The 22,760-nt window shown below is 40.5% G+C and carries 22 protein-coding genes; 18 read left to right on the forward strand and 4 right to left on the reverse strand.

All coding sequences use genetic code 11. From position 1 onward, the window contains the following. The 4 genes from JOD21_RS04730 (at position 1) to ptsP (ending at position 4,486) form a co-directional block, all read left to right on the forward strand. Positions 1–1,164, forward strand: a complete 1,164-nt coding sequence (locus tag JOD21_RS04730; RefSeq protein WP_204728525.1) for a DUF58 domain-containing protein — start codon at positions 1–3, stop codon at positions 1,162–1,164. Then, positions 1,137–2,309: a hypothetical protein gene (locus JOD21_RS04735; RefSeq protein WP_204728526.1), complete on the forward strand. Its 1,173-nt coding sequence runs from the start codon at positions 1,137–1,139 to the stop codon at positions 2,307–2,309. The genes JOD21_RS04730 and JOD21_RS04735 overlap by 28 nt, the downstream gene beginning before the upstream one ends. 192 nt (positions 2,310–2,501) lie before the next feature. Beyond that, positions 2,502–2,765 carry a phosphocarrier protein HPr gene (locus tag JOD21_RS04740; RefSeq protein WP_039808554.1) on the forward strand — a complete coding sequence of 88 codons (264 nt, stop codon included), beginning with the start codon at positions 2,502–2,504 and terminating at the stop codon, positions 2,763–2,765. Between the two features lie 2 nt (positions 2,766–2,767). Continuing rightward, positions 2,768–4,486: a phosphoenolpyruvate--protein phosphotransferase gene (gene ptsP / locus JOD21_RS04745; protein WP_204728527.1), complete on the forward strand. Its 1,719-nt coding sequence runs from the start codon at positions 2,768–2,770 to the stop codon at positions 4,484–4,486. A 125-nt stretch (positions 4,487–4,611) separates the two neighbouring features. Here ptsP and JOD21_RS04750 read toward each other — a convergent pair whose 3' ends face one another. Continuing rightward, positions 4,612–5,268, reverse strand: coding sequence for a GNAT family N-acetyltransferase (locus tag JOD21_RS04750; protein WP_204728528.1), 657 nt, complete (start codon positions 5,266–5,268; stop codon positions 4,612–4,614). An 82-nt stretch (positions 5,269–5,350) separates the two neighbouring features. On the opposite strand from JOD21_RS04750, the gene JOD21_RS04755 reads away from it, so the two are divergent. Further along, positions 5,351–6,223: an NAD(P)-dependent oxidoreductase gene (locus tag JOD21_RS04755; protein ID WP_380269093.1), complete on the forward strand. Its 873-nt coding sequence runs from the start codon at positions 5,351–5,353 to the stop codon at positions 6,221–6,223. Between the two features lie 38 nt (positions 6,224–6,261). On the opposite strand, the gene JOD21_RS04760 is transcribed toward JOD21_RS04755, so the two are convergent. After that, entirely contained in the window at positions 6,262–7,407 is a 1,146-nt protein-coding gene (locus JOD21_RS04760; RefSeq protein WP_204728530.1) for an aminotransferase class I/II-fold pyridoxal phosphate-dependent enzyme, read from the reverse strand. Positions 7,408–7,552: 145 nt separating this feature from the next. On the opposite strand from JOD21_RS04760, the gene corA reads away from it, so the two are divergent. The 4 genes from corA to JOD21_RS04780 all read left to right on the forward strand — a co-directional run bounded on the left by corA (position 7,553) and on the right by JOD21_RS04780 (position 11,678). After that, positions 7,553–8,554, forward strand: a complete 1,002-nt coding sequence (corA, locus tag JOD21_RS04765) for a magnesium/cobalt transporter CorA (RefSeq protein WP_204728531.1) — start codon at positions 7,553–7,555, stop codon at positions 8,552–8,554. Positions 8,555–8,781: 227 nt separating this feature from the next. Next, positions 8,782–10,086, forward strand: a complete 1,305-nt coding sequence (locus JOD21_RS04770; RefSeq protein WP_380269059.1) for an MFS transporter — start codon at positions 8,782–8,784, stop codon at positions 10,084–10,086. Positions 10,087–10,196: 110 nt separating this feature from the next. Then, on the forward strand, positions 10,197–10,646 hold the full coding sequence (locus JOD21_RS04775) for a TlpA family protein disulfide reductase (RefSeq protein ID WP_204728533.1): 450 nt from the start codon (positions 10,197–10,199) through the stop codon (positions 10,644–10,646). 126 nt (positions 10,647–10,772) lie between these two features. Continuing rightward, on the forward strand, positions 10,773–11,678 hold the full coding sequence (locus JOD21_RS04780) for a chemotaxis protein (protein WP_204728534.1): 906 nt from the start codon (positions 10,773–10,775) through the stop codon (positions 11,676–11,678). A 100-nt stretch (positions 11,679–11,778) separates the two neighbouring features. Here JOD21_RS04780 and JOD21_RS04785 read toward each other — a convergent pair whose 3' ends face one another. Next, the gene (locus JOD21_RS04785; RefSeq protein WP_204728535.1) at positions 11,779–12,219 is read right to left on the reverse strand and encodes a YkyB family protein; all 441 of its coding nucleotides are present in this window, start codon (positions 12,217–12,219) and stop codon (positions 11,779–11,781) included. 80 nt (positions 12,220–12,299) lie between these two features. Here JOD21_RS04785 and ppx point away from each other — a divergent pair, with 80 nt between their 5' ends. From ppx to JOD21_RS04815, 6 genes are all read left to right on the forward strand, one after another. Beyond that, positions 12,300–13,841 (forward strand): exopolyphosphatase, encoded by a 1,542-nt coding sequence (gene ppx, locus JOD21_RS04790; protein WP_204728536.1) that lies wholly within the window; start codon positions 12,300–12,302, stop codon positions 13,839–13,841. An 11-nt stretch (positions 13,842–13,852) separates the two neighbouring features. Then, a complete protein-coding gene (locus tag JOD21_RS04795; RefSeq protein ID WP_204728537.1) occupies positions 13,853–15,934 on the forward strand; it encodes an RNA degradosome polyphosphate kinase in 2,082 nt (693 codons plus the stop codon). Positions 15,935–16,047: 113 nt separating this feature from the next. Continuing rightward, complete coding sequence (locus JOD21_RS04800; RefSeq protein WP_204728538.1) at positions 16,048–18,132, forward strand: sensor domain-containing protein; 2,085 nt, start codon at positions 16,048–16,050, stop codon at positions 18,130–18,132. An 85-nt stretch (positions 18,133–18,217) separates the two neighbouring features. Continuing rightward, the gene (locus JOD21_RS04805; RefSeq protein ID WP_204728539.1) at positions 18,218–18,442 is read left to right on the forward strand and encodes a hypothetical protein; all 225 of its coding nucleotides are present in this window, start codon (positions 18,218–18,220) and stop codon (positions 18,440–18,442) included. Between the two features lie 154 nt (positions 18,443–18,596). After that, entirely contained in the window at positions 18,597–19,355 is a 759-nt protein-coding gene (fadH, locus tag JOD21_RS04810; protein ID WP_204728540.1) for a 2,4-dienoyl-CoA reductase, read from the forward strand. Positions 19,356–19,633: 278 nt separating this feature from the next. Further along, entirely contained in the window at positions 19,634–19,846 is a 213-nt protein-coding gene (locus tag JOD21_RS04815; protein ID WP_204728541.1) for a hypothetical protein, read from the forward strand. 58 nt (positions 19,847–19,904) lie between these two features. Here JOD21_RS04815 and JOD21_RS04820 read toward each other — a convergent pair whose 3' ends face one another. Beyond that, positions 19,905–20,150 (reverse strand): glutaredoxin domain-containing protein, encoded by a 246-nt coding sequence (locus tag JOD21_RS04820; protein ID WP_204728542.1) that lies wholly within the window; start codon positions 20,148–20,150, stop codon positions 19,905–19,907. Positions 20,151–20,415: 265 nt separating this feature from the next. Here JOD21_RS04820 and JOD21_RS04825 point away from each other — a divergent pair, with 265 nt between their 5' ends. The 3 genes from JOD21_RS04825 to JOD21_RS04835 all read left to right on the forward strand — a co-directional run bounded on the left by JOD21_RS04825 (position 20,416) and on the right by JOD21_RS04835 (position 22,757). Beyond that, positions 20,416–20,670 (forward strand): YkuJ family protein, encoded by a 255-nt coding sequence (locus JOD21_RS04825; protein ID WP_041122244.1) that lies wholly within the window; start codon positions 20,416–20,418, stop codon positions 20,668–20,670. Positions 20,671–20,795: 125 nt separating this feature from the next. Continuing rightward, positions 20,796–21,245: a cyclic-di-AMP-binding protein CbpB gene (cbpB, locus tag JOD21_RS04830; RefSeq protein ID WP_204728543.1), complete on the forward strand. Its 450-nt coding sequence runs from the start codon at positions 20,796–20,798 to the stop codon at positions 21,243–21,245. 18 nt (positions 21,246–21,263) lie between these two features. Beyond that, positions 21,264–22,757, forward strand: a complete 1,494-nt coding sequence (locus JOD21_RS04835; RefSeq protein WP_204728544.1) for an MDR family MFS transporter — start codon at positions 21,264–21,266, stop codon at positions 22,755–22,757. Positions 22,758–22,760: the final 3 nt, after the last annotated feature.

Consider the following 22,760-nt stretch of genomic DNA (forward strand, 5'->3'; position numbering starts at 1 on the left):
ATGTGGCTTGAAATAAAGTCGGCAGAGAGGCATTTAAAGTTACTTGAAGTCATCACTCTTTTAAGCGGATTGTTCTTCTTTCTCGGAAGTCAATTTGCCGGGGCTGCTGTATGTGCCGCGCTCATTATTTTTATCAGGTTTCACCTGCACTACAGTGAGCATGCAGGGTCAGATATGACTTTCATCGAAAATGAACAGGCTGAACGTCTGAATGTAGAAGATGAAGCTGACTGGACAGTTGCTTTCCGTAATGGGAAATATCCAATTAGAGATGTAACCATGACATTGACTTTCACAAATCATGCAACTTTTCTTAATAAGGATTCTATTAAGGTAGGACAGACGATTCAGTGGACTGGACAATTATCGATGGAGAAGTATGAAGAGGTAAGAGTGTCTATTCCAATCAAAGCGGTTAAACGCGGTAAATTCAAAATGGTCTCCTGTCAGCTGCATATACCGCATTTATTCGGTTATGGCTATAAGCTGATGCAATACAAGGGACATTTCATGCAGGAAAAAAGAATTTATCCTGAAACTGAACATGTTAAATTCTCATCTTATACTCCAGCGGTTCGTCCGGGGGAAAGTATGGCAAGTTTCTCTTTATATGAAGACCTTACAATGCGGGCAGGTACAAGAGAATACAGAGCAGGGGATACGATGCAACGGATCAATTGGGCTGCCTACGCAAAAACCGGTCAGCTGCAGACAAACATTTATGAACCTGTAATTGAAGAGAAGTATATGATTATACTGAATGTGACTTATAAACACGCTAAAAATATTCATTTTGAAAAGTTGATTAAACAGGCGGCTTTTATGATTACAGATGCACATCGGCTTAACCGCACGATTGGATTATGTATTAACGTAAGAACGAAAGAAGCACCGAATTTTTATTATATTGCACCTGATAAGGGGATCAGTCACAGTAGAAAATGTCTTGAAATGTTAAGTATTTTATCTATTGGTGATGTGACGATGCCGGTTAATCCGATGATTAATCAGCTGTCGCTTATGCAGACAGGTGTGACAGATTACATTTATATCGGCGACACCAGTTCCTCTGAAAGGCTTTCTTCTCTAAACGGCAGAGTGTGGATTGCAGGTGAGCAGGAAGGAGGGGCAGTGCGATGGAAGCAACAGTTAACCGGTCAGTAAGATCATCTATTTCCTTGTTATTTGATACGATGTTTCCAGTGTTAATCCTTACTGCTTTTGCAGAAAATGGACTTTTTCCGATTCACTACACATCCATTGGCACTGGGGTCATATCAGCCTGTCTGATTTTTCTAAGCTCAAATAGAAAAATTCAGGTCCGTATTTTTACACTCGCTTTAACAGTCTTTTTGATTTTATCCGTTGTGGCGGGAGGTTGGCCTGTCATTCTGATCGTTTGTCAGGGATTATATTTTTTTTGGAGAATGATGAAAAGATCAGATAGCAGCGAGTTATCCCAAATAACTGTCATTCAGCTGATTCTATTCATACTGGTATTTGTTTCTATGTTCTCTTTCCAGCTGACTTATGGAGTATACCCGGCTAATTTACTGATTATCTATCTTGCAGCCGGAATCTTTCTTTACAGTGCAGCTCCTTATTTCAGTACATATGCCAGTAAAAACGGGTTGTTACTGTTTTCAAAGTTCGCCGGCATTTTTTTAACGCTGGGTGTAGTGATCTATCTTCTGACAGAACCTTTCAAAAGGTTGCTGTTTGCAACTGGAGATCTCGCTGTAGCGGGCATCATCAGGCTTCTTTATATGACCGGGGCAGATATTGAAATACCAGAAGCACAAATGCAGGAAAAAGAAATATCCACTGAAGAAGACGTGTTTAAACCCAATCCACTTGGCAAAAGAGAAATAGAAGAAACCATTGGTGTAAATACACTTGAACTGATTCTTTTGATTGCAGTTACCGTGTTAGCGGTGGGGGTGGCATGGCTGCTGTTCAGAAAGTTCAGACATCAGCCCCTATTGTCAGGGTCCGCTGACAATGACGTTACGATAGAAAGAAGACAAATGAAAAAAGACCGTCCTGAAAAAATAACTGTACCGAACCACCAGATCAGAAAAGAAATATTAAAGCTTGAACAAAAAGCCAGGAAAAATGAAGCAGGCAGGTTAAAATCCGAAACAGTAAGGGAATGGTTCAATAGACTGAAGGTTCAGGACTATGATTATTATGCTGCTATCTATGAAAAAGTCAGATACAATGATCAGGATGTTCTGTCAGAAGAGCAGAAAGCTTTTGAACAATTTGTTAAACATTTTGAGAAGAGGATTAATAAAAATCAGCAATGATCTGATTCTTAAAATGATTAAGCACTGCAAATTCGTTGTGCTTGAGCCATTCTCATGCTATTCTTATGATTTAAAGAGGATAAAAAGATGTCACTAATAAGTAAAGGAATTTTTGTTGACTGTCAGGACGGAATTCGTTAACTTATTAAAGTGATGTTGTAAATACAAGTGTAGAAAAGGAGAAGATTAATCATGACACAAAAAACTTTTACAGTAACAGCAGAAACAGGTATCCACGCACGTCCGGCTACAATTCTGGTTCAAAATGCAAGCAAGTTTGATTCTGATATCCAGCTTGAGTATAAAGGGAAGAAAGTAAACCTTAAATCAATCATGGGTGTTATGTCACTTGGTGTGGGTAAAGATGCTGAAATTACAATCTACGCTGATGGAAGCGATGAAGAAGAAGCGCTGGCAAGTCTTGAAGAAACTCTTAAAAATGAAGGTCTTGCATAAGGATGTCTTCAGTTTTAAAAGGTATAGCAGCATCAAGCGGGATTGCGATTGCTAAAGCTTACCGTCTTGTAGAGCCGGACCTTTCGTTTGAACAGACGAAAGTTGAACATGCAGACCAAGAAGTACAGCGCTTCCAGGATGCTCTTCAGACGTCAAAAAACGAGTTAGAAGTCATTCGTGACCGTGCAAGAACAGAATTGGGAGAAGACAAGGCTCAAATTTTTGAGGCACATCTTCTCGTATTAAGTGATCCTGAATTGATCTCACCTATTGAAGATAAGATCAATCAGGAACAGGTTAACGCTGAGGCAGCATTGAAAGAAACAGCGGATATGTTTGTTACAATGTTTGAACAAATGGATAACGAGTACATGAAAGAGCGTGCTGCTGATATCCGTGATGTGACAAAACGTGTACTTTCACACCTGCTTGGCGTAAAAGTACTTAATCCAAGCATGATCTCAGAAGAAGTTGTGGTCATTGCTGAGGATCTTACACCGTCGGACACAGCACAGCTGAACCGTGAATTTGTTAAAGGTTTCACAACAAATATCGGTGGACGTACTTCCCATTCAGCAATCATGGCCCGCTCTATGGAAATTCCGGCAGTAGTTGGAACAAAAGAAGCGACTGTGACGATTGAAAACGGTGATATGGTCATTGTTGACGGGCTTAATGGTGAAGTTCATGTTAATCCGACTGATGAACTGATCACTCAGTATGAAAAGAAAGCTGCTGATTTTGCTGACCAAAAAGCAGAATGGGCAAAGCTTGTAGATGAGAAAACTGTAACGGCAGATGGTCGCCACGTAGAGCTTGCTGCAAATATTGGAACACCGGGAGATCTTGAAGGTGTGACAAATAACGGCGGTGAGGCGATTGGACTTTACCGTACAGAGTTTCTTTACATGGGCCGTACTGAGCTTCCGTCTGAAGATGAACAGTTCGAGTCATATAAAGCAGTATTAGAAGGCATGAAAGGCAAGCCTGTTGTCGTTCGAACGCTTGATATTGGCGGAGACAAAGAGCTTCCTTATCTGAACCTTCCTGAAGAGATGAACCCATTTCTGGGTTTCCGTGCAATCAGACTATGCCTTGAGGAAACTGATCTGTTCCGTACACAGCTTCGTGCACTGCTGCGTGCAAGTACGTACGGTAACTTAAAAGTAATGTTCCCGATGATTTCAAACCTCGATGAATTCAGATCTGCCAAATCACTTCTTCTTGAGGTGAAAGAAGAGCTGATTCAAGAAGGTGTAGAAGTTTCAGATTCCATAGAAGTCGGCATTATGGTTGAAATTCCTTCAACAGCAGTATTGGCAGATCAGTTTGCCAAAGAAGTGGATTTCTTCAGTATTGGAACGAACGATCTGATCCAATATACAATGGCAGCTGACCGTATGAATGAGAGAGTATCATATCTGTATCAGCCATATAATCCTGCTATTTTGCGCCTGATTAAAATGGTGATTGATGCTTCTCATAAAGAAGGAAAGTGGACTGGTATGTGCGGTGAAATGGCCGGTGATGAAATTGCGATTCCAATTCTTCTTGGACTTGGACTTGATGAATTTTCAATGAGCGCAACTTCTATTCTGCCTGCACGTACTCAAATCAAGCAGCTTTCAGATAATAAAATGAAAGCTTTGGCTGAGCATGTTCTGACACTTGGGACAAATGATGAAGTCATTGAAGCTGTAAAAAAAGAAATTAATTTGTAATATATTTGTTATTAAAATCGGGATTAAATGAATGAACAGGGGGAAGTATATTAGTAGTACAAGCATACTTTTTCATTCTGATTTCCCTTTTTTGAACCGGATTCCCCCCATAATCCGGTTCTTTTTTATGTCTTAAAAGGGTTTTTCCACGTCATCAGTACTGCACAATCAGCTGAGTCTTCATCTTCAAGGTAATTTCTCATCAATTTCTCCGGCATCCGTCCAGCCTTCATTAAAAATGTAACGACCGGATCTGTAAGTTCACCACTCACTATTTTTTTGTAATATTCCTCCGGTGTCATGTCATCCCTGAACTCCTTGTAGCCAGGCATTCTGCTGCCACCCGCAAGTTTTTCAATTCCAAGAAAGACAACCGTTTCATACATCGCTCTCATGAGTTCTTTTCCAAGACCAAGTCCCCTGTAATCAGGGTTTATACAAATATCAACGATGTAAAGCACACCACCGTCCGGTTCGTGATTTGTGATATAACCATCAGAGGTAATTTGCTCCCATGTGTGCTGCTCTCCTGAATAGTTTGTTCTGAGTGCAGTGATTGAACCGGCAATCTGACCATTCACCAGGATACAGAGTGCACCTTCAGGAAACCTAGTAATGTGTTCATTCAACTGATGATGATTCCATAAAAGATCTGAAGGAAATGGTGGAGGAAACGCTTTTCTCTGCAGCTCAATTAACTGTTCGAAATCTCCTTCATGATAGTTTCTAACCGTTATGCTATACCTTTCTTCATTCTTGAAAATAAAAAGATCTTTTTTCATAACAGCCTCCTTTTTGCTAATCTTATCAACAGGAGGTAACGTTTGCAATTTTCAAAAAGTACGTCACAATCAAAAGAAAGGAGTGATTGATTTGAATATCGGGTTTATCGGGACAGGTGTAATGGGAAAGTCGATTGTTACACACTTACAAAAGGAGCATACAGTTCACCTTTATACGCGTACGAAGGAAAAAGCAGAGACGTTGCTTAACAATGGGGCAGTTTGGGAAATATCACCTGCTGCAGTAGCCGAAAAATGTTCAATTATTTTTTCTATGGTTGGCTATCCGGAAGATGTAGCTGGTATATATCAGGGAGATGAAGGTGTCTTCAGGACAGCCTCTGAAGGATCAATCTGTATTGACCTGACTACGTCAAAGCCTGAGCTTGCTGAAAAGCTCTATCAGGAAGGGAAATCAAGAGGCATACATATGATTGATGCACCCGTTTCCGGTGGAGACACCGGAGCGAAAGAGGGTATCTTATCGATCATGGCTGGCGGGGATGAAGAAGTTTTTGAAAAAATCGTTCCTATTTTACAGACTTTTGGTGCAAATATTGTCTATCATGGCGAACCCGGAAGCGGCCAGCATGCGAAAATGAGTAATCAGATTGTGATCGGTTCAACGATGACCGGTGTTTGCGAGGCATTAACGTATGCAATCAAAGCCGGACTCGATCCTGAAAAAGTGCTCGCGAGCATATCGAAGGGAGCAGCAGGCAGCTGGAGTCTGAGTCATCTGGCTCCTCGTATGTTACAAGGGGATTTTGAGCCTGGATTTTTTATTCATCATTTTATTAAAGACTTAAAAATTGCGCTTGAAGAGGCAAACAGAATGGGATTATCTCTGCCAGGACTTGAACTGGCATTACACTCGTACGAGCAGGCAAAAGCTGAAGGGTTAGAAGAAAAGGGTACACAGGCACTATATAAAGTATATGAAAAACAGATTTAGTGCCTGTGCGGGCCGGGATAAAGTGATCCCGGCTTTTATTAATGTTTCAATACGTGATTTAAGTAGTGTTCGATTCTGTTAAATGCTTCGGTCAGCTGAGCTTCAGAGCAGGCATATGAAATTCTGACATGCCCTTCGCCTTCTGCCCCAAATGCTTTTCCTGGTACAACGCCCACTTTTGCATGCTTTGCAAGGTTGAGTGCGAACTGTTCTGAAGTTTCATCAACAGGGATACCTGCAAAGAAATAAAATGCTCCATCCGGCTTAACAACATCAAACCCCAAATCAAGTAAACGTTTCTCAGTGAGTGCCCTTCTTTTCTTATATGCATCTTTCATAGGCAGCGCATCATCTTTTCCAGATGTATAAGCTGCCAGTGCAGCGTGCTGTGAAATAGAGGAAGCGCATGACACAGTATACTGGTGCACTTTCAGGCATTGTTCAGCAATCGCTGATGGAGCCATAAGTACGCCGATGCGCCATCCTGTCATTGAATGTGATTTTGAAAGACCGCTAATGATAATTGTTCGATCCCGTGCGAGCGTACCAATCGATGTATGAATGGTGTCATAGGTGAGCTCACTGTATATTTCATCAGCAATGATCATGAGATTATACTTTTCTGCAAGTAAAGCGATTTCCTGCAGCTCTTTATGGTTCAGGCTCACACCGGTTGGATTAGATGGATACGGCAGTATGATCGCCGAGGATTTTTCACTGATAAACGGTTCAATTAATCCTGCATTTAATTTAAATTCGTTATGTGTTGTATCTATATATACCGGGGCTGCCCCGCATTGTTGTATGACAGGTGCATAACCGGGATAAACGGGAGCGGGGAGAATAACTTCCTGACCAGGTGATAAGATTGTTCTAAGCGCTGTATCAATTGCCTGAGAGGCCCCGTTTGTCACAATGATTTCATCCTCGGGACGGTAATGTAATCCGTACTTTTCATGCATATACCCGGAGATTGCTGTTCTCAGCTCCGGGATGCCTGCGTTATGAGTATAACTTGTAAAATTCTGATCGATTGCCTTCTTAGCAGCTGCTTTAATATGCTCCGGAGTAGGGAAATCTGGTTGTCCGATTGTAAGTGAAATCATTCCTTCAATATGCTGAATCTGATTAAAAAACTTCCGGATGCCTGAGATTTCAATATTTTTTACTGCTTCGTTTATCATATATTCACGTCCTTCAGGTATTAGCTTATGACAGCTATTGTACCTTAAAAAGCGGTGCGATTGAAATTTGTAATCAGTATGTTGATTAAACAGTAGCATTTCAGGATAAATAACAGTTATGAAAGAGACAAAGGAGGTGACTCATATGATCAGAGTGATGGGAATGACGACCGGGGGACAGATTCAGGAGTTTGATTCAATAAAAAATGCGAGGAAAGCTAACCTTCACTGGATGTGGACAGATTTTTCAAATCCCTCTGAGCGTGAAGGAAAGGAACTTTCAAGAGCTTTTTCTTTTCACCCGCTTGCAATTGAAGACTGTGTGGAAAAAGGGTACCAGCGTCCAAAGTTTGATAGCTATCATCAATATATATTTCTGGTACTTCACCATTTAACGAAAGATACATATGAAGCTGAGGAAATTGATGTATTCGTAAATGAAAAAATGATCGTTACCTGGCATTACGAACAGCTGAAAATGGTTGATGGGATCTGGCAAAGGATGCTCTCAGGCGAAGCTGCACGTGAAGAGCAGAATCCGATAGGTCTGCTACATTCAATACTAGATATCACAGTAGACGAGTATTTTCCTCACGTGTATGGTATTGAGGATGTGTTGAACAGTATCGAAGAACGAACAGACGAAAATTCGTCTCATGATCTGATGGACAGACTATTTGATGTGAGGCACGATATGCAGAAGCTGAGAAGGTCGTTAGTTCCGACAAGGGATTTACTCTACCGACTTTTAAACGGAACAAATGTAGGGCTCACAAGAGATCAGCAGCTATACTTTTCAGATGTCTATGACCATGTCATCAAACTGACTGAAATGCTCGATTCCTACCGTGAATTTTCATCAGATATTCGTGATAACTATATCTCTGTCAGTTCAGATAAAATGAATAATATTATGATGACGCTGACCGTTATTACAACGATCTTTATGCCACTGTCATTTTTAGCCGGTCTTTATGGGATGAACTTTGTCTATATACCGGAACTTGAATTCGAGTACGGATACTTTGTCCTGCTTGGCGTAATGGCAATAATCGCTATTGTCATGTTTATCATCTTCCGTAAAGTCGGCTGGCTACAATTCTCCAGATCAAAGAAAAAGAAAAGACGCCGGATCTTTAAAAGATAATTAACCTGAAGCAGTGAGGCGCATGTAGTGAACCTATTACGCAGGCTGAGACAATTTTGTCTCAGCCTTTATTTTATGGCGCTGTTACAAATGGCTAACAGCTTTGCTAAAACGACATAGACCTTTAACAAAGCCTATATTATATTAATTTCCTGTAAATTCTATTCAGATTAAAGGGTTTTAACAAACGTTTATGGAAAGAGTGGGAAAGAAATGGAGGAATGAATATGAACCGGACGGACCATACACCCCGCTCAGGAATGAAGCTCTTCTTTACGCTGCCGATTTTATCCTGGGCACTTTATGACTTTGCCAATACAATTTTTTCTTCAAATATTAATACGGTGTTTTTCCCATTTTATCTGGATGCACAACTTGGGGGAAGCGCCGAAATGGAGCAGGTAGCGAGTACTTTTATCTCTTATGCGAATGCATTTGCAAGTTTTTTACTCGTCATTTTTTCCCCGTTGTACGGTGTCTGGATAGACCGTACAGGGCAGAAGAAAAAGTATATAGTCTGGCTTGCATCTCTATCTATAGCCGCTACTTTTCTGATGGGCATATTCGCTGTCACAACCATGCAGGGAGAGTGGCTGAATCTGCCAGTCAATTTATTTTTTGTTATTATCGCTTTTATTGTTGCAAAATTTTTCTTTAACAGCAGTCTTGTTTTTTACGATACAATGCTGAGTGATTTAGGGACAAAAGAAGAGATACCTCTGATTTCAGGGTTTGGTGTAGCGGTTGGCTATCTTGGAACAATTGTCGGACTCTCAGTCTATCTTTTTGTTCAGGAAGGAAATCCTGAGCAGGCTTTTATCCCGACAGCCGTCATGTACTTACTATTCTCTCTGCCATTATTTTTCTTTTTAAAAGATACACCTGCCAAGAAAACGGAGAAAGAACATTTTCTCACGGGTTATAAAGAGATTTATCGCACTTTTAAAGACATGCGCAATTATAAGAATACATTTACATTTATGCTTTCATATTTCTTTTTAAATGACGCGATTGCTACGACTATTGCCATCATGGCAATATATGCAACTGCGGTGGTCGGTTTTACGAGCGGGCAGTTTATTATTCTTTATCTCGGTTCAACGATATTTGCCATTATAGGATCATTTATATTCGGTTATATTACTAAAAAGACGGGTGCGAAAATTGGTGTGATGCTCGTATCAATTATATTAGTCACGGCACTGACCGTTGCGGCACTTGCTACAGAACAGTGGATGTTCTGGATAGCAGGCGCGCTGATCGGTGTTGCACTCGGCTCGATGTGGGTTACTTCACGTACATTAATTATTGACTTGACGCCTTATGAAAAAAGAGGTCAATTTTTTGGGTTATTTGCTTTTTCAGGGAAAGTGTCTTCTATTATCGGGCCAGCAGTATACGGTACGATTACGCTGAACATGAGGGAGTACGGGGAGCTTGCAAGCAGAGTCGCACTGTCCTCACTTATTGTTATGGCAGTGATCGGAATGATTCTGCTGATAAAAGTGAAGCAGCCTGTTGCTGAGACTTGACTCACGGTGTTGTCATTTCTATAATGGAAATTGTGTTTTTTTATAATTATTTTAATGAAGGATGAAACCCGTACTGCGATGGGTTCAGTTAGATGCAGGAGGAATTGTACATGAAACTAAGAGCACCAATGCCTGAACTCGATGGCGCTGTAACATGGTTAAACGGTGAAGTAAGCAGAGAAGATCTTGTAGGTGAAAAACCGACACTGATACATTTCTGGTCAGTGAGCTGTCATTTATGTAAGGAAGCAATGCCTGACATAAATGAATTGCGTGATGAATATGAAGATAACCTGAACGTTGTTGCTGTTCATATGCCAAGATCTGAGGATGATCTTGATATGGATGTGATCGCACAGGTGGCAAAGGGACACGATATCTCTCAGCCGATATATGTAGACAGTGAACACAAGCTGACAGAAGCATTCGAAAACCAGTATGTGCCTGCTTACTATGTTTTTGATAAAGAAGGTCAGCTCAGACACTTCCAGGCAGGCGGCAGCGGCATGAAAATGCTGCGTAAGCGATTGAACAGAGTACTCGATACAGAAGAAAAGTAATTGCATATTCAATAACAGCTTCCTTCACCCGATATAAGAGGTGAGGGAAGCTTTTTTATTACAATTTATTATAATCAAATATTTCCTTTGTAGGTGATGTAATTTGATGTCTAAGGAGAGAGAAAAATGGCAGATCAAAATGGAATCTTGCTTGAGAGTGGTACAAACGAACTTGAAATCGTTGAATTTGAAGTGAATGGAAGTAAATATGGTATCAATGTAATTAAAGTAAAGGAAATCATCCAGCCGGCAGCGGTCATCCCGATTCCGCATTCACACCCTTACATAAACGGAATTATTCAGCTGAGGGGGGAAGTGCTTCCAGTCATTGATATGAGACAGGTGCTTGGCAGGCAGCCGGAAGGAAAGAGCGCCCAGGAAAAATATATTGTGTCGGAATTTAATCAGCAAAAAGTTGTTTTTCACGTTGATAACGTATCTATGATTCACAGAGTATCATGGGACCAGATTGAAAAACCGTCAGATATGTATCAAAACACTGATACAAAAGTCATTGGCGTTATTAAACGCAATGATGAGATGCTTCTGCTTCTTGACTTTGAGAGTATTATCCTTGAAATTAATCCTGAATCAGGGATTAACGTTGGCATGGTAAAGAAGCTTGGTAAAAGAGAAAGATCTGTAAAAAAACTTGTTGTAGCTGAAGATTCTCCTCTTTTACGTCAATTACTGTCTGATACGCTAAAAGAAGCAGGTTATGATGATGCTGAGTTCTTTGAAAATGGTAAAGATGCGCTTAACTATCTGGAATCATTAGCTGATTCAGATGTGCCGGTTGAACAAAAAGTACAGCTGGTGATCACTGATATCGAAATGCCTCAGATGGACGGACATCACCTGACAAAAAGAATAAAAGAACATCAAATACTTGGCAAACTGCCCGTTGTGATTTTTTCTTCTTTGATTACAGATGATCTTAAACATAAAGGGAATAAAGTTGGTGCTGATGATCAGATCAGTAAGCCAGAAATCAATCAGCTGATAAATTCAATTGACAGACTGATTATCTGATTCATTCTGTCAGATTCCTCACAAAAAACCGGCGCAGTGTTAAAACATTTAACTGCGCCGGTTTTTTACATATAAAATGAAGGAAAGATATAACTAACAGCTATTCTCCAAGCCGTTTGAAGACTGGACGCTGATATTGCTGTCTCTGAGAAGGCTTCTTTTCAGAATCTGACTTCAATCCTGTGTATGATTGTAAGATAGATTTGGCTTCTCGCAGGTTCATTCTTGTTTTAGGGTTTCTGACGCTGTCTGAAAGCTTGCCGAGATGCGGAAGATCTTTGAAGTCATTTTTCTGGGGAGGTATATGGAACATATAGCTGCCGCATTCAACAAGTAAGTCAGAACGTTGCTGGCTTAGTCCCGGGTTTCTGGAATACTGAAGTCCAATTTTTTTTGCTGTTCCTTCTTTAAGCATTTTTTCAATCGCTGCTTTTTTTATCTGATACAGAAATTTTGAATCCGGAGCTGTTTTAGCATGTTTATTAACTGTGAAAATGGCCTGTGCAATTTTCTCCGGGGAATGTTCTGCGGGTTCGTTCATATTGTCACGCACCTTTTCTATTATTTGGACAAGTATACCGCAACTGATGGGAAATATAAAGATGGAGAGTGATTTTAAGGATGAAGAATAAAACTGCAGTGATCGATATCGGTTCAAACACAATCCGGCTCGTTCTTTATGAATATGATCCGGAAAAAGGAATGAAGGAAGTTGAAAATATTAAAACAGTAGCCCGATTAAAATCTTACCTTGATAAAGATCAGAGGCTCACAGAAGAAGGGGCAGTTATTCTTGAAGAAGCGCTGCTCGCATTTAAGGAGATCATATCCTTTCATGATGTAAAAGATATACGTGCTGCAGCTACTGCAGCTGTGCGTCAGGCAGTTAATAGTGATGAAATTGTGCAGCATATGAAAGAGAAAACCGGGATCAGTATTAAAATCCTGTCTGAAGAAGAGGAAGCTTATTTTGGATATCTTGCTGTAGTTCATTCAACACCGGTCATGTCAGCAGTAACAATTGATATTGGTGGAGGAAGTACTGAGGTTACCTACTATGAACACAAACAGCTGCTGCATTCTCACAGCTTCCCATTTGGCGCTGTGTCATTAAAGAATGATTTCATGTCAGGGGATCAGCTGACGAAAGCTGAAAGGAAAAAGCTGATTCAATTTATCAGAGACTCTTTTAAAAGCCTTGACTGGCTTGCAGACAGAAATGTTCCCATCGTTGCAATTGGAGGAAGTGCGCGTAATATTGCCCAGATTCATCAGCAGAATAATCATTATCCGATTGCGGGCGTTCATCAGTACTGGATGACTGAAAAAGACCTTGAACAGGTGAATGATCAGCTGGTCAATATGGATAAAGATGAGCTTGAGAAGCTGGATGGTTTATCAAGCGACCGGACAGATATTATTGCTCCGGCGTCGCAGGTTTTCTGTGAGCTGTATGAAATTGTTGATGCAACCGGCTTTATGTTCAGCAGAAAAGGTTTGCGGGACGGTATTGTCTTTAAGGAGCTGATGAAAAAGTATGCTGCTCCTCTTGATAAAGATAGAGTATTTGCAGCCAGTATGAATGAACTGGCATTTGATTATGCGATTGAAAGGCCGGAAGCTGAGCATATGATCTCTCTCGCAACGGAAATCTACACACATTTAGGTGCACTCGGTGAGCTTGAAATAACTGAAAAAGGACTTCAGCTGATTAAAAGAGCGGCATTTTTGTATTATCTCGGTGATTACATTGATTCTGATTCAAGCAGTCAGCACACTTTTTATATTATTGCGAACCGGTCGATAGATGGCGTATTGCATAAAGACCGTATTGCACTGGCTCTTGTAGCCTCTTTCAAAAGCAAGTCGATGCTGCAGCAGTTTTTAGAACCCTTTGACGGATGGTTCAGTGATGAAGAGATTCAGGAAATAAGATGTATTGGGGCGATCGTTAAGCTCTCATACAGCCTGAATGGATCAAAGAGAAATCTGATCAGCCAGCTTGAGATCAGGAAAAAAGGTGATGAACTGCAACTGAGTGTTTTTGCAGAGGGGCGGACACTCGCTGAAGAGTATCAGGCCGGAAAGCAAAAAAAACATCTGGAAAAAACACTTAAGAAATCAATCAGGCTCCAATTTATCCCGATTACACAGGAAGTATAGGAGAGATCAGTATGGGACATTCAGATAAAAAATTCAGTAAGCCGGAATATTATAATAATCGTGAACTCAGCTGGCTCGCATTCAATCAGAGAGTGCTTGAAGAGTCCTCTGATTTAACCAACCCTCTGCTTGAACGGCTGAAGTTTCTTGCGATATTCAGTTCAAATCTTGATGAATTCTATATGGTGCGTGTTGCTGGTTTGAAAGATCAGGTGAAGGCGAATTTTACAAAGCCTGAAAATAAAGCGGGTCTGACACCAAAACAGCAGCTCAGCGCGATATCTGATCATACTCACCGCCTTGTAAAACAGCAGTACGAAGCCTTGACCAGCCTACAGAGTAAATTAAAGGGTGAGGATGTTGAGTTCAAAGAGATCGACACACTTACTTCAAAACAACACAATTTTATTGAGCACTTTTTTAAAGAGCAGGTGTTTCCTGTATTAACGCCGCTTGCTGTTGATGCTTACCGCCCTTTTCCTATACTGCTTAATAAAAGCCTTAATATAATCGTAGAATTATCAGGAAAACATGAGGATCAGAAAGTGGCCATTGTACAGGTGCCATCAGTGCTGCCAAGGTATATCAGGCTGCCTTCAGTAACAGGGCATGAATATGTCTTACTTGAACAGGTAATCAGACACTTTCTTAACCGGCTGTTTGTTGGATACAAGGTGACATCCAGTCTGCTGTTCAGAATTACAAGAAATGCCGATTTAACGATACATGAAGAAGGTGCACGGGATCTTTTACTTGAAATCGAGAAGGAATTAAAGAAAAGGAAATGGGGCGCAGCTGTCAGGCTCGAAATTGAAGATACTGACGCTTATGATAAATTTCTGCCTATGCTGATGAATGAGCTTGAAGTGGAAGAGATTGACCTGTATACCATTACGGGGCCGCTGGATCTTACTTTTTTATTCAGTTTTACTTCCATACTATCGAAGGATAAGGATCATCTTGTATTCCAATCCTTTATTCCACAGCCCCCTGCAGACCTTCAGCCGGGAGAAAGTTTATATGAAAAAGCGCTGAGACAGGATTTGTTTTTTCATCACCCGTATGAATCATTTAATCCGATTGTAGATTTTGTAGATGAGGCAGCTGATGACCCTGATGTATTAGCGATTAAGCAGACACTCTACAGAGTGAGTGGAGGTTCCCCGATTATACGTGCGCTGAAAAAAGCAGCTGAAAACGGCAAGCAGGTGACTGTTTTAGTAGAACTGAAAGCAAGGTTTGATGAAGAGAATAATGTGCAGTGGGCAAAAGAGCTTGAAATGGCCGGCTGCCATGTGATTTATGGCATGACATTCCTGAAAACCCACAGCAAAATCACATTGGTTGTCAGAAAAAAGAATAATAAAATTGAAAGGTTTGTTCATCTCGGGACTGGAAACTATAATGATCAGACTGCAAAAATCTATACAGATATGGGTATGATTACAACGAAAAGAAAATTCGGTACTGATGCCACAAACTTTTTTAATTATCTGAGTGGTTATACCGAGAAACCATCCTATCACCACCTGATCGTTGCACCATATTCTATCCGGGATTCCTTTATTACACTGATCGATAAAGAAATTGCTATTCATAAAAAGCATAAAAATGGTCATATTATTGCCAAAATGAATTCACTGACTGATAAGCCTCTGATCATGAAATTTTATGAAGCCTCTGCAGCAGGTGTGAAAGTGGATCTGATTATCCGGGGGATCTGCTGCCTGCGTCCGGGAATAGAAGGTGTAAGTGAAAATATTCATGTCAGAAGTATTGTAGGACGCTTTCTCGAACACAGCAGAATTTATTATTTCTATCACAATGGAGAAGAAAAGTGTATGCTCTCTTCTGCAGATATGATGACCCGTAATATGGATAAAAGGATAGAGCTATTATTTCCAGTAACTGAAGCATCTCATAAAAATAGGATTAAAAATATTCTCGATCTTCAGCTTTCAGATAATATGAAAGCAAGGGTGCAAAATAGCGAAGGCGTATATTCACATGTTGAGAAAAAAGATCAGCGGCAGATTAATACGCAGGCAATTTGCCTTGAAGAGGCATATAGAATCAGTGAAGGGGAAGAGTAGTGAGTATATATAACTAATGTAAAGTAATCCTAAAGTTTCATAAAGTGATTGACATAAAAATTAAAGTTTGGAATGATTAAAGCAGCTCGATTGATAATTGGAAGGATGGACTTATGGATACTCCCAGACAAAGGATTGATGAAGGCGGGCATGATTTTCCTGAAGAAATACTTGATATGCTCAATATCATCATTACACAACACATTACGGATGCTGTTTTTATCATGGAAGAAGAAAGAAAAGATTATATATACAGATACACAAATCAGGCAGCATTAAACCTGATTGGAAAGAAAGCTGAAGATGTGATCAGTCAGTCAATTAAAGCGGTCATGAAAGATTCTTCCGGCAGGCTCATTGAGATGTACAGAAACGCCGGTGCGACAGAGCAGGATGTACGGTACAAAGATTCTATTCAGTCAGATAAAGGAAGCAGGTATTATGAAACAAACCTTACACCGATAGCTGATGCACGGAATCAAAAAAAGTATATTGTAGCGATTGTCCGTGATGTCACCGAACAGGAAGATGAGCAAATGAAGCTTAAATACCTTCAAGAGCATTATCACTCTATCATCCAGCATAATCTGGATGCAGTGATTACACTTTCTGATCAGGGTGTCATCAAAGCGGTAAACAAAGCTGCAACAAATACATTCTCTATCCCTGAAGACAAAATGCTTAACCAGCATGTACACACACTTTTCTCACCATCCACATCTTCAAATGTGATGAATGGAATTGACAAGGCACTTAAAAACGGACCACATGAATTTCACTTTGTACCAGCAGTGACACTAGAAGGCGATGCGATCGTCGTACACACAAAATTTGTTCCAATCATTACAAATGGCAAATCGCAGGGTGTGTATTTAATTGTCAGAGATGCAACGAGTGAAAAAGAAACAAAGGAAAAAATTAATTTTCTTTATCTTCACGACAGGCTGACCGGTCTATATAACCGGCAGGCCCTTAATAATCATATTGGTGAATTATCTGCAGTCTCAAAAGAGTCACATGCACTGATGTGTCTCGATCTTGATAATTTCAAAAAGTTGAATAAGACACTCGGCTTTAATGCAGGGGACGAGCTTTTAAAGAAAGTTGCAGCACGGCTGAAGACACTTCTACCTGAAAAAGATTATCTATACCGGCTGAATGCGGATGAATTCGTATTTTTCCTGCACAATATCACACAAGGCCAAATGAAAGAGTTTGCTGAAGATATTGTGAATGTATTTCAGCAGCCCTATGAAATTAATCAGCAGGAATATTTTGTTTCTGCGAGTATCGGGATCAGTGTATTTCCATATGATGGCGTACAGAGTGACGTGCTAATTAATCATGCCGCACAGGCGCTGCACACTGTTAAAAAGGCGGGGGGAGTCAGGTATGGTTTTTACCATAATAAAATGACACAGGCCTTTCCTGACAAAATGATTATGGAGACACATCTCCGCAGAGCAATTGAACTAAATGAACTGAGTCTTCATTATCAGCCGCAGGTAGACTTGCAAAATGGTGAAATTTCAAGTGTTGAAGCACTGCTGAGATGGAATAACCGTAAATTTGGGGCAGTGCCTCCTTCAGAATTTATTCCAATTGCTGAAGAAAACGGTCTGATACACTCTGTAGGAGCGTGGGTGATCGATCAGGCATGTCTTCAGCTTCAGGAATGGTCTCGTCAGGGGATTTCCAATATCAGAATTGCAGTCAATATATCCCCGCAGCAATTTTCACAGGTGGATTTTGATGAAACGATCTTAAAATCACTTAGGAAATATAATGTGCAGCCTGGTCTGCTTGAAATTGAAATCACTGAGAGTGCAATGAGTAATATGAATGCCACTTTAACAATGCTGAAAAAGCTTAAAAAAATCGGCGTGAAAATTTCAGTGGATGACTTTGGAACCGGATATTCATCATTGAATTATCTGAGACTGTTCCCGATTGATATTTTGAAAATTGATCAGTCATTTGTAAGAGAAATTCAGTCAGAGTGTAAAGATGCTGCCATCACTAAAACCATTATCCATCTGGCTCACAGTCTCGGCCTCGAAGTTGTTGCTGAAGGCGTGGAGGAAATGGCACAGGTATCATTTTTACGGAAAGAACATTGTCAGAAAGGTCAGGGATATTTCTTCAGTAAACCACTGCCTTCAAGGGAAATGGAACTTAAGCTCCTGAGCATAAGCTGATTGATAGATTGACATTCTTCTGTTAGTAGTATACTGTAAAGCTGTTGTGCAGAATTTAAGTATTTTACTAAAGGAGCTTTTTCAATTGAAAAAAGGGCTGACATTAAATATTTTACGTATTCCAGTAGAAGCTGGTGTTATTACAGCGTTTATAGAAGGTTTTAATGAAGATCAGGCAAAAGGAACAGTTTACGCTGAACTAAACAGTGAACACGTTGCTGCGACCGGTTTTAATAAGAAAAAAACGATTGTACGTGCAATTGCAAAACTTCATCAGAAAAATTCTATCCATCAGGATCATCACCAGTAAACTGACCAGGCCACTCGGCTCGGTCAGTTTTTTTTTAGCTCTGTTAACGTCTAATGTTGTTTTAACACAGCTTTAACTTTAAATAAATTGAATTTTATAAATGATTAATAGTATAATGAATGAATAGTCATTCATTATATTGGAGGGGATTCAGATGGGAAAGGTGTATATCGTTACAGGCGGATCAAACGGAATGGGGAAATTTATGTCGAAAAGGCTGGCTGATGACGGTCATTCTGTACTAATCACAGGCAGGGATGAAGAAAAATTGAAAGCAGCTGTCGAAGAAATCGGTACCGGGGATAACGTTGCGTATTTTCAAATGGATGTAAGAGAATATGAAATGGCTGAACAGATGATTCAATCTGCTGTTAAAAAATTTGGAACAGTTGATGGGCTGATTAATAACGCAGCGGGCAATTTTATCTGTCCAATCGAAAAAATGTCGCCGAATGCATGGCGTTCAGTCATTGATATTGTACTGAATGGTACATTCAACTGCACAAAAGCAGCGGGTGATTACTGGATCGAGCATGATATTAAAGGAACGATTATTAATATGGTGGCTACCTATGCCTGGAATGCAGGAGCCGGAGTAGCACATTCAGCAGCGGCTAAGGCAGGGGTATTATCACTGACAAGAACCGTGGCCGTTGAATGGGGACATAAATACGGCATCAGGGCAAACGCAATTGCACCTGGTCCGATTGAACGTACAGGGGGTGCAGAAAAATTATTTGAATCTGAAGAAGCAGCGAAAAGGACAGTTCAGAGCGTACCGCTGAAGAGACTAGGCAAACCGGAAGAAATCGCTGGCCTTGCTGCTTTTATGCTATCTGATGAAGCAGCTTATATGAACGGTGAATGCGTCACACTTGATGGGGGTCAATGGCTTAACGCGTTTCCTTTCTAAAAGGCTATGTTAAAGCCCGTTATTGTTTTAGCACAGCTGGTGATTGGAGCGGAAGGGGGACGACTCCAGCAGGATAAGCGTGACAGGTGAGACCCCGCAGACGCGAAGCGTCGAGGAGGTCAGATTGAACCGGAGCCAAAAGACGGCTCATGCGGAAAGCGTTCCCCCTGAAGCGGAAATCAACAGCCAACTTTAACAGAGCTTTCTATAAAGGTATCATGCATAATTGCTGCTACATATGACCACGCTAAGGTAAAGACTCAGAAGGTGGGAACCATATGACTGCAGCCATCACACTTATCGCAGTTACACTGGTCTGTCTGATTGGACTGGCCGTCACATTGCAGGCAGGTAATAAAAAAAGTGAAAAGGATGAGGTTTCACAACAGGTAAAACGTCATCCTTTATTATTTAACCCGGTTATCATCATCTATAGTCTGGCAGGAGTCGCAGGAATAGCCATCATTCTTTACTTTATGATGGTGTCGTGACAGCCCACTGAGTACTATTACAGAAAAGAGGCTGAAGACAATTGTCTCCAGCCTCTTATTAATCACAGGATATATTTAATTTTTCAGCCAGAGATTCAAGGTTGAAGCCGCGAACGACTTCACTGTCATTGATCAGTACCGTCGGGGTCGAATATGATTCCAGTGTGTCTATCATATATTGTCTTGAAGATGTATCCTCTTTAATATTTATCTCACTGAATTCAACTTGATTTGCTTTAAAAAAACGTTTAACAATTTCACACGGCGGACACTGTGGCTGAGTGTACAAAATTACTTTTTGCACGCTGCTCACTTCCTTTAAACAATATTCATTTGTTAATAGTTTCGCGTAAATCAGCAGATGTGTCAAAGGATTTGCAAGTGTTCCTGTATGTTCTTTAATTTGAGCTGTCATGAGTTGAGAATGTGTGTTATAGTATTCTTTGTTTTGTAACAGCTGATAAAGGGAATGAGGATGAAGGTGATTTCACCAAATGATTCTTTGTTAACTGCCATTCCCGGTTAAATGTTATAATGAAATGATCAACAAACAGAAGGGAGAATACCACATGTCTCAACTGATGGGTATTATTCAAAGACTAAAAACATTGCAGGAGCAGGATCAGTCAGGTGATGTTCCTTCCCGCTTTTTCGAACTGAACGGTAAAAGAGTATGCCAGGTGAAATATTTTGGCACAAATGATACGTTCGAGCTTGAAGTGTATGACAAAGATCAGAAACCGCAAAAATATCCTTTCGACAACATTGATATGACAGCGATTGAAATCTATGAACTGCTTCAGGAAGAAAATAATAACCAGTAAACATGAAGAACCGGTGCTCCCGGTTTTTTTTTGGATTTTTTTAAAACAGGAGACAGACATAGAGAGCTTATCTTTGATTATGTTATGATGGGGACAGAGAGATTTTGTAAAAAGGGGTTTAACTCATGCTAACAATTGAACATAAAGAATTTCTTGAAACACCAATCATTCAATATATTATTCCTTCAGATAAAATTGCCCACGTCCAGGAGATGAACACTGCAGAACATGCACTTCTTGTATTGACTAAAAGCGGATATTCCTCCATACCCGTACTGGATTCTTCGTATCACCTGAAAGGTCTGATCAGTGTTCAGATGATCACTGATTCAATGCTTGGACTTGAAGAAATTGAATTCAGCAGACTGAATGAAAAAAAAGTAAAAGATATTATGCGTGCTGATATTCCATCTCTGAAACAGACTGACCAGTTTCAGTTCGCACTAAACCTGCTTGTGGATCACCCGTTTGTATGCGTTATGAGTCCTGAAGGTTATTTTGAAGGGCTGTTAACACGAAGAGTGATGTTAAAACAGTTACAGAGGCATATACACAAACAAATTCAGCGTTCTTAACGTCAAGGGAGTTTCTATATGAATGAGTCTAATCAGCGGCCGGGACAAAATAAATACCGTCCATTTATATTAGCTGCTGTTATGCTGGCAATGTTTGTTGGTGCAATTGAAGCAACCATTGTGTCAACCGCCATGCCCGCAATCACAGCAGACCTTGGTGGTTTCCAGCTTTATAGCTGGGTTTTTTCTTCATATTTACTAATGAGTACGGTTACAGTATTACTTTATGGAAAGCTGTCTGACCTGTTTGGCAGAAAACCGGTACTTACATTAGGGATGTCGTTATTTTTAGTCGGATCAATATTATGCGGATTTGCTGAATCAATGGAGTGGCTGATCGCCTTCAGATTTATTCAGGGCCTTGGAGCGGGGGCTGTGATGCCAATCGCTTCAACGATTGTTGGTGATATCTATTCTAAAGAAGAACGTGCGAAGATTCAGGGATACCTCTCTAGTGTATGGGGGATCTCAGCTGTTATGGGACCTGCAATCGGCGGACTGCTGGTAGAGACTATCGGCTGGCAATACGTATTCTGGATTAATATCCCGCTTGGCGTTCTTTCTCTTACAGTTCTCTGGATGTTTCTTAAAGAGGACGTTGAGAAGAATACATCACCCATTGATTATAAAGGAGCAGCACTGCTATCAGTCGCACTGACAGTTTTACTATATCTGCTCGTAGAAGGCGGTATTTCTATTCCATGGCTATCTTCTACTGCGCTAATCATGATTATTGCAGCGGGACTGCTGCTGTATCTTTTCGTCAGACATGAGCTGAAAGCTCCTGACCCGATGATGCCATTTTCAATCTGGAAAAACCGTGCGATATTTATTGCTAATATTGTGTCACTTACCACAGGCGTATTATTGATAGGTATATCGAGTTACCTGCCTGCTTTTGTAACCGGTGTGATGGAAGAAAGCGCAAGTATCGCTGGATTTACACTGACTGCAATGTCAATCGGCTGGCCGATTGCAGCGACTGTTGCAGGAAGATTACTGATTAAAATCGGTTATTATAAAACGAGTCTTCTTGGCGGAATCTCTTTGATCGCTGGAACTTTACTGTTTGTCCTGATGGAACCGGGGTATGGTCCGGTATGGCCTGCAGTATCCTCATTTTTTGTTGGTGTAGGCATGGGGCTTACAACGACATCGTTTATAGTATCCATTCAAAGTGCAGTTCCATGGAAATTAAGAGGTGCTGCAACGGCAGCAAATATGTTTATGAGAAATCTGGGCAGTACAGTAGGAGTTGCGCTGCTTGGAGGGATCCTGAATGCTTCAATCAGATCTTCTTTTGAAGATAGTAAAAATACCGAAGTCCAGTCATTAGGTGTTGATGCTGTAAACAGTCTGCTTGAAGCGGAACAGAGAAGCCGCCTCGAGCCTGACGTACTTGAGCAATTGCAGTCTGCTATGACGAGCGGTTTAAATATCGTTTATTTCATTGTATTTGCATTTGCTTTAATCAGCTTATTTTTTATTCTGTTTCTGCCAAGGAAGGAATAGGGT

This window comes from Jeotgalibacillus terrae (genome assembly GCF_016908195.1).
GTDB lineage: Bacteria > Bacillota > Bacilli > Bacillales > Jeotgalibacillaceae > Jeotgalibacillus > Jeotgalibacillus terrae.

Excerpts from the sequence above, each read along its gene's own strand:
- JOD21_RS04730 (WP_204728525.1), top strand. The coding sequence starts at position 1 with ATGTGGCTTGAAATAAAGTCGGCAGAGAGGCATTTAAAGTTACTTGAA.
- JOD21_RS04735 (WP_204728526.1), top strand. The coding sequence starts at position 1,137 with ATGGAAGCAACAGTTAACCGGTCAGTAAGATCATCTATTTCCTTGTTA.
- JOD21_RS04740 (WP_039808554.1), top strand. The coding sequence starts at position 2,502 with ATGACACAAAAAACTTTTACAGTAACAGCAGAAACAGGTATCCACGCA.
- ptsP (WP_204728527.1), top strand. The coding sequence starts at position 2,768 with ATGTCTTCAGTTTTAAAAGGTATAGCAGCATCAAGCGGGATTGCGATT.
- JOD21_RS04750 (WP_204728528.1), bottom strand. The coding sequence starts at position 5,268 with ATGAAAAAAGATCTTTTTATTTTCAAGAATGAAGAAAGGTATAGCATA.
- JOD21_RS04760 (WP_204728530.1), bottom strand. The coding sequence starts at position 7,407 with ATGATAAACGAAGCAGTAAAAAATATTGAAATCTCAGGCATCCGGAAG.
- corA (WP_204728531.1), top strand. The coding sequence starts at position 7,553 with ATGATCAGAGTGATGGGAATGACGACCGGGGGACAGATTCAGGAGTTT.
- JOD21_RS04770 (WP_380269059.1), top strand. The coding sequence starts at position 8,782 with ATGAACCGGACGGACCATACACCCCGCTCAGGAATGAAGCTCTTCTTT.
- JOD21_RS04775 (WP_204728533.1), top strand. The coding sequence starts at position 10,197 with ATGAAACTAAGAGCACCAATGCCTGAACTCGATGGCGCTGTAACATGG.
- JOD21_RS04780 (WP_204728534.1), top strand. The coding sequence starts at position 10,773 with ATGGCAGATCAAAATGGAATCTTGCTTGAGAGTGGTACAAACGAACTT.
- JOD21_RS04785 (WP_204728535.1), bottom strand. The coding sequence starts at position 12,219 with ATGAACGAACCCGCAGAACATTCCCCGGAGAAAATTGCACAGGCCATT.
- ppx (WP_204728536.1), top strand. The coding sequence starts at position 12,300 with ATGAAGAATAAAACTGCAGTGATCGATATCGGTTCAAACACAATCCGG.
- JOD21_RS04795 (WP_204728537.1), top strand. The coding sequence starts at position 13,853 with ATGGGACATTCAGATAAAAAATTCAGTAAGCCGGAATATTATAATAAT.
- JOD21_RS04800 (WP_204728538.1), top strand. The coding sequence starts at position 16,048 with ATGGATACTCCCAGACAAAGGATTGATGAAGGCGGGCATGATTTTCCT.
- fadH (WP_204728540.1), top strand. The coding sequence starts at position 18,597 with ATGGGAAAGGTGTATATCGTTACAGGCGGATCAAACGGAATGGGGAAA.
- JOD21_RS04815 (WP_204728541.1), top strand. The coding sequence starts at position 19,634 with ATGACTGCAGCCATCACACTTATCGCAGTTACACTGGTCTGTCTGATT.
- JOD21_RS04825 (WP_041122244.1), top strand. The coding sequence starts at position 20,416 with ATGTCTCAACTGATGGGTATTATTCAAAGACTAAAAACATTGCAGGAG.
- cbpB (WP_204728543.1), top strand. The coding sequence starts at position 20,796 with ATGCTAACAATTGAACATAAAGAATTTCTTGAAACACCAATCATTCAA.
- JOD21_RS04835 (WP_204728544.1), top strand. The coding sequence starts at position 21,264 with ATGAATGAGTCTAATCAGCGGCCGGGACAAAATAAATACCGTCCATTT.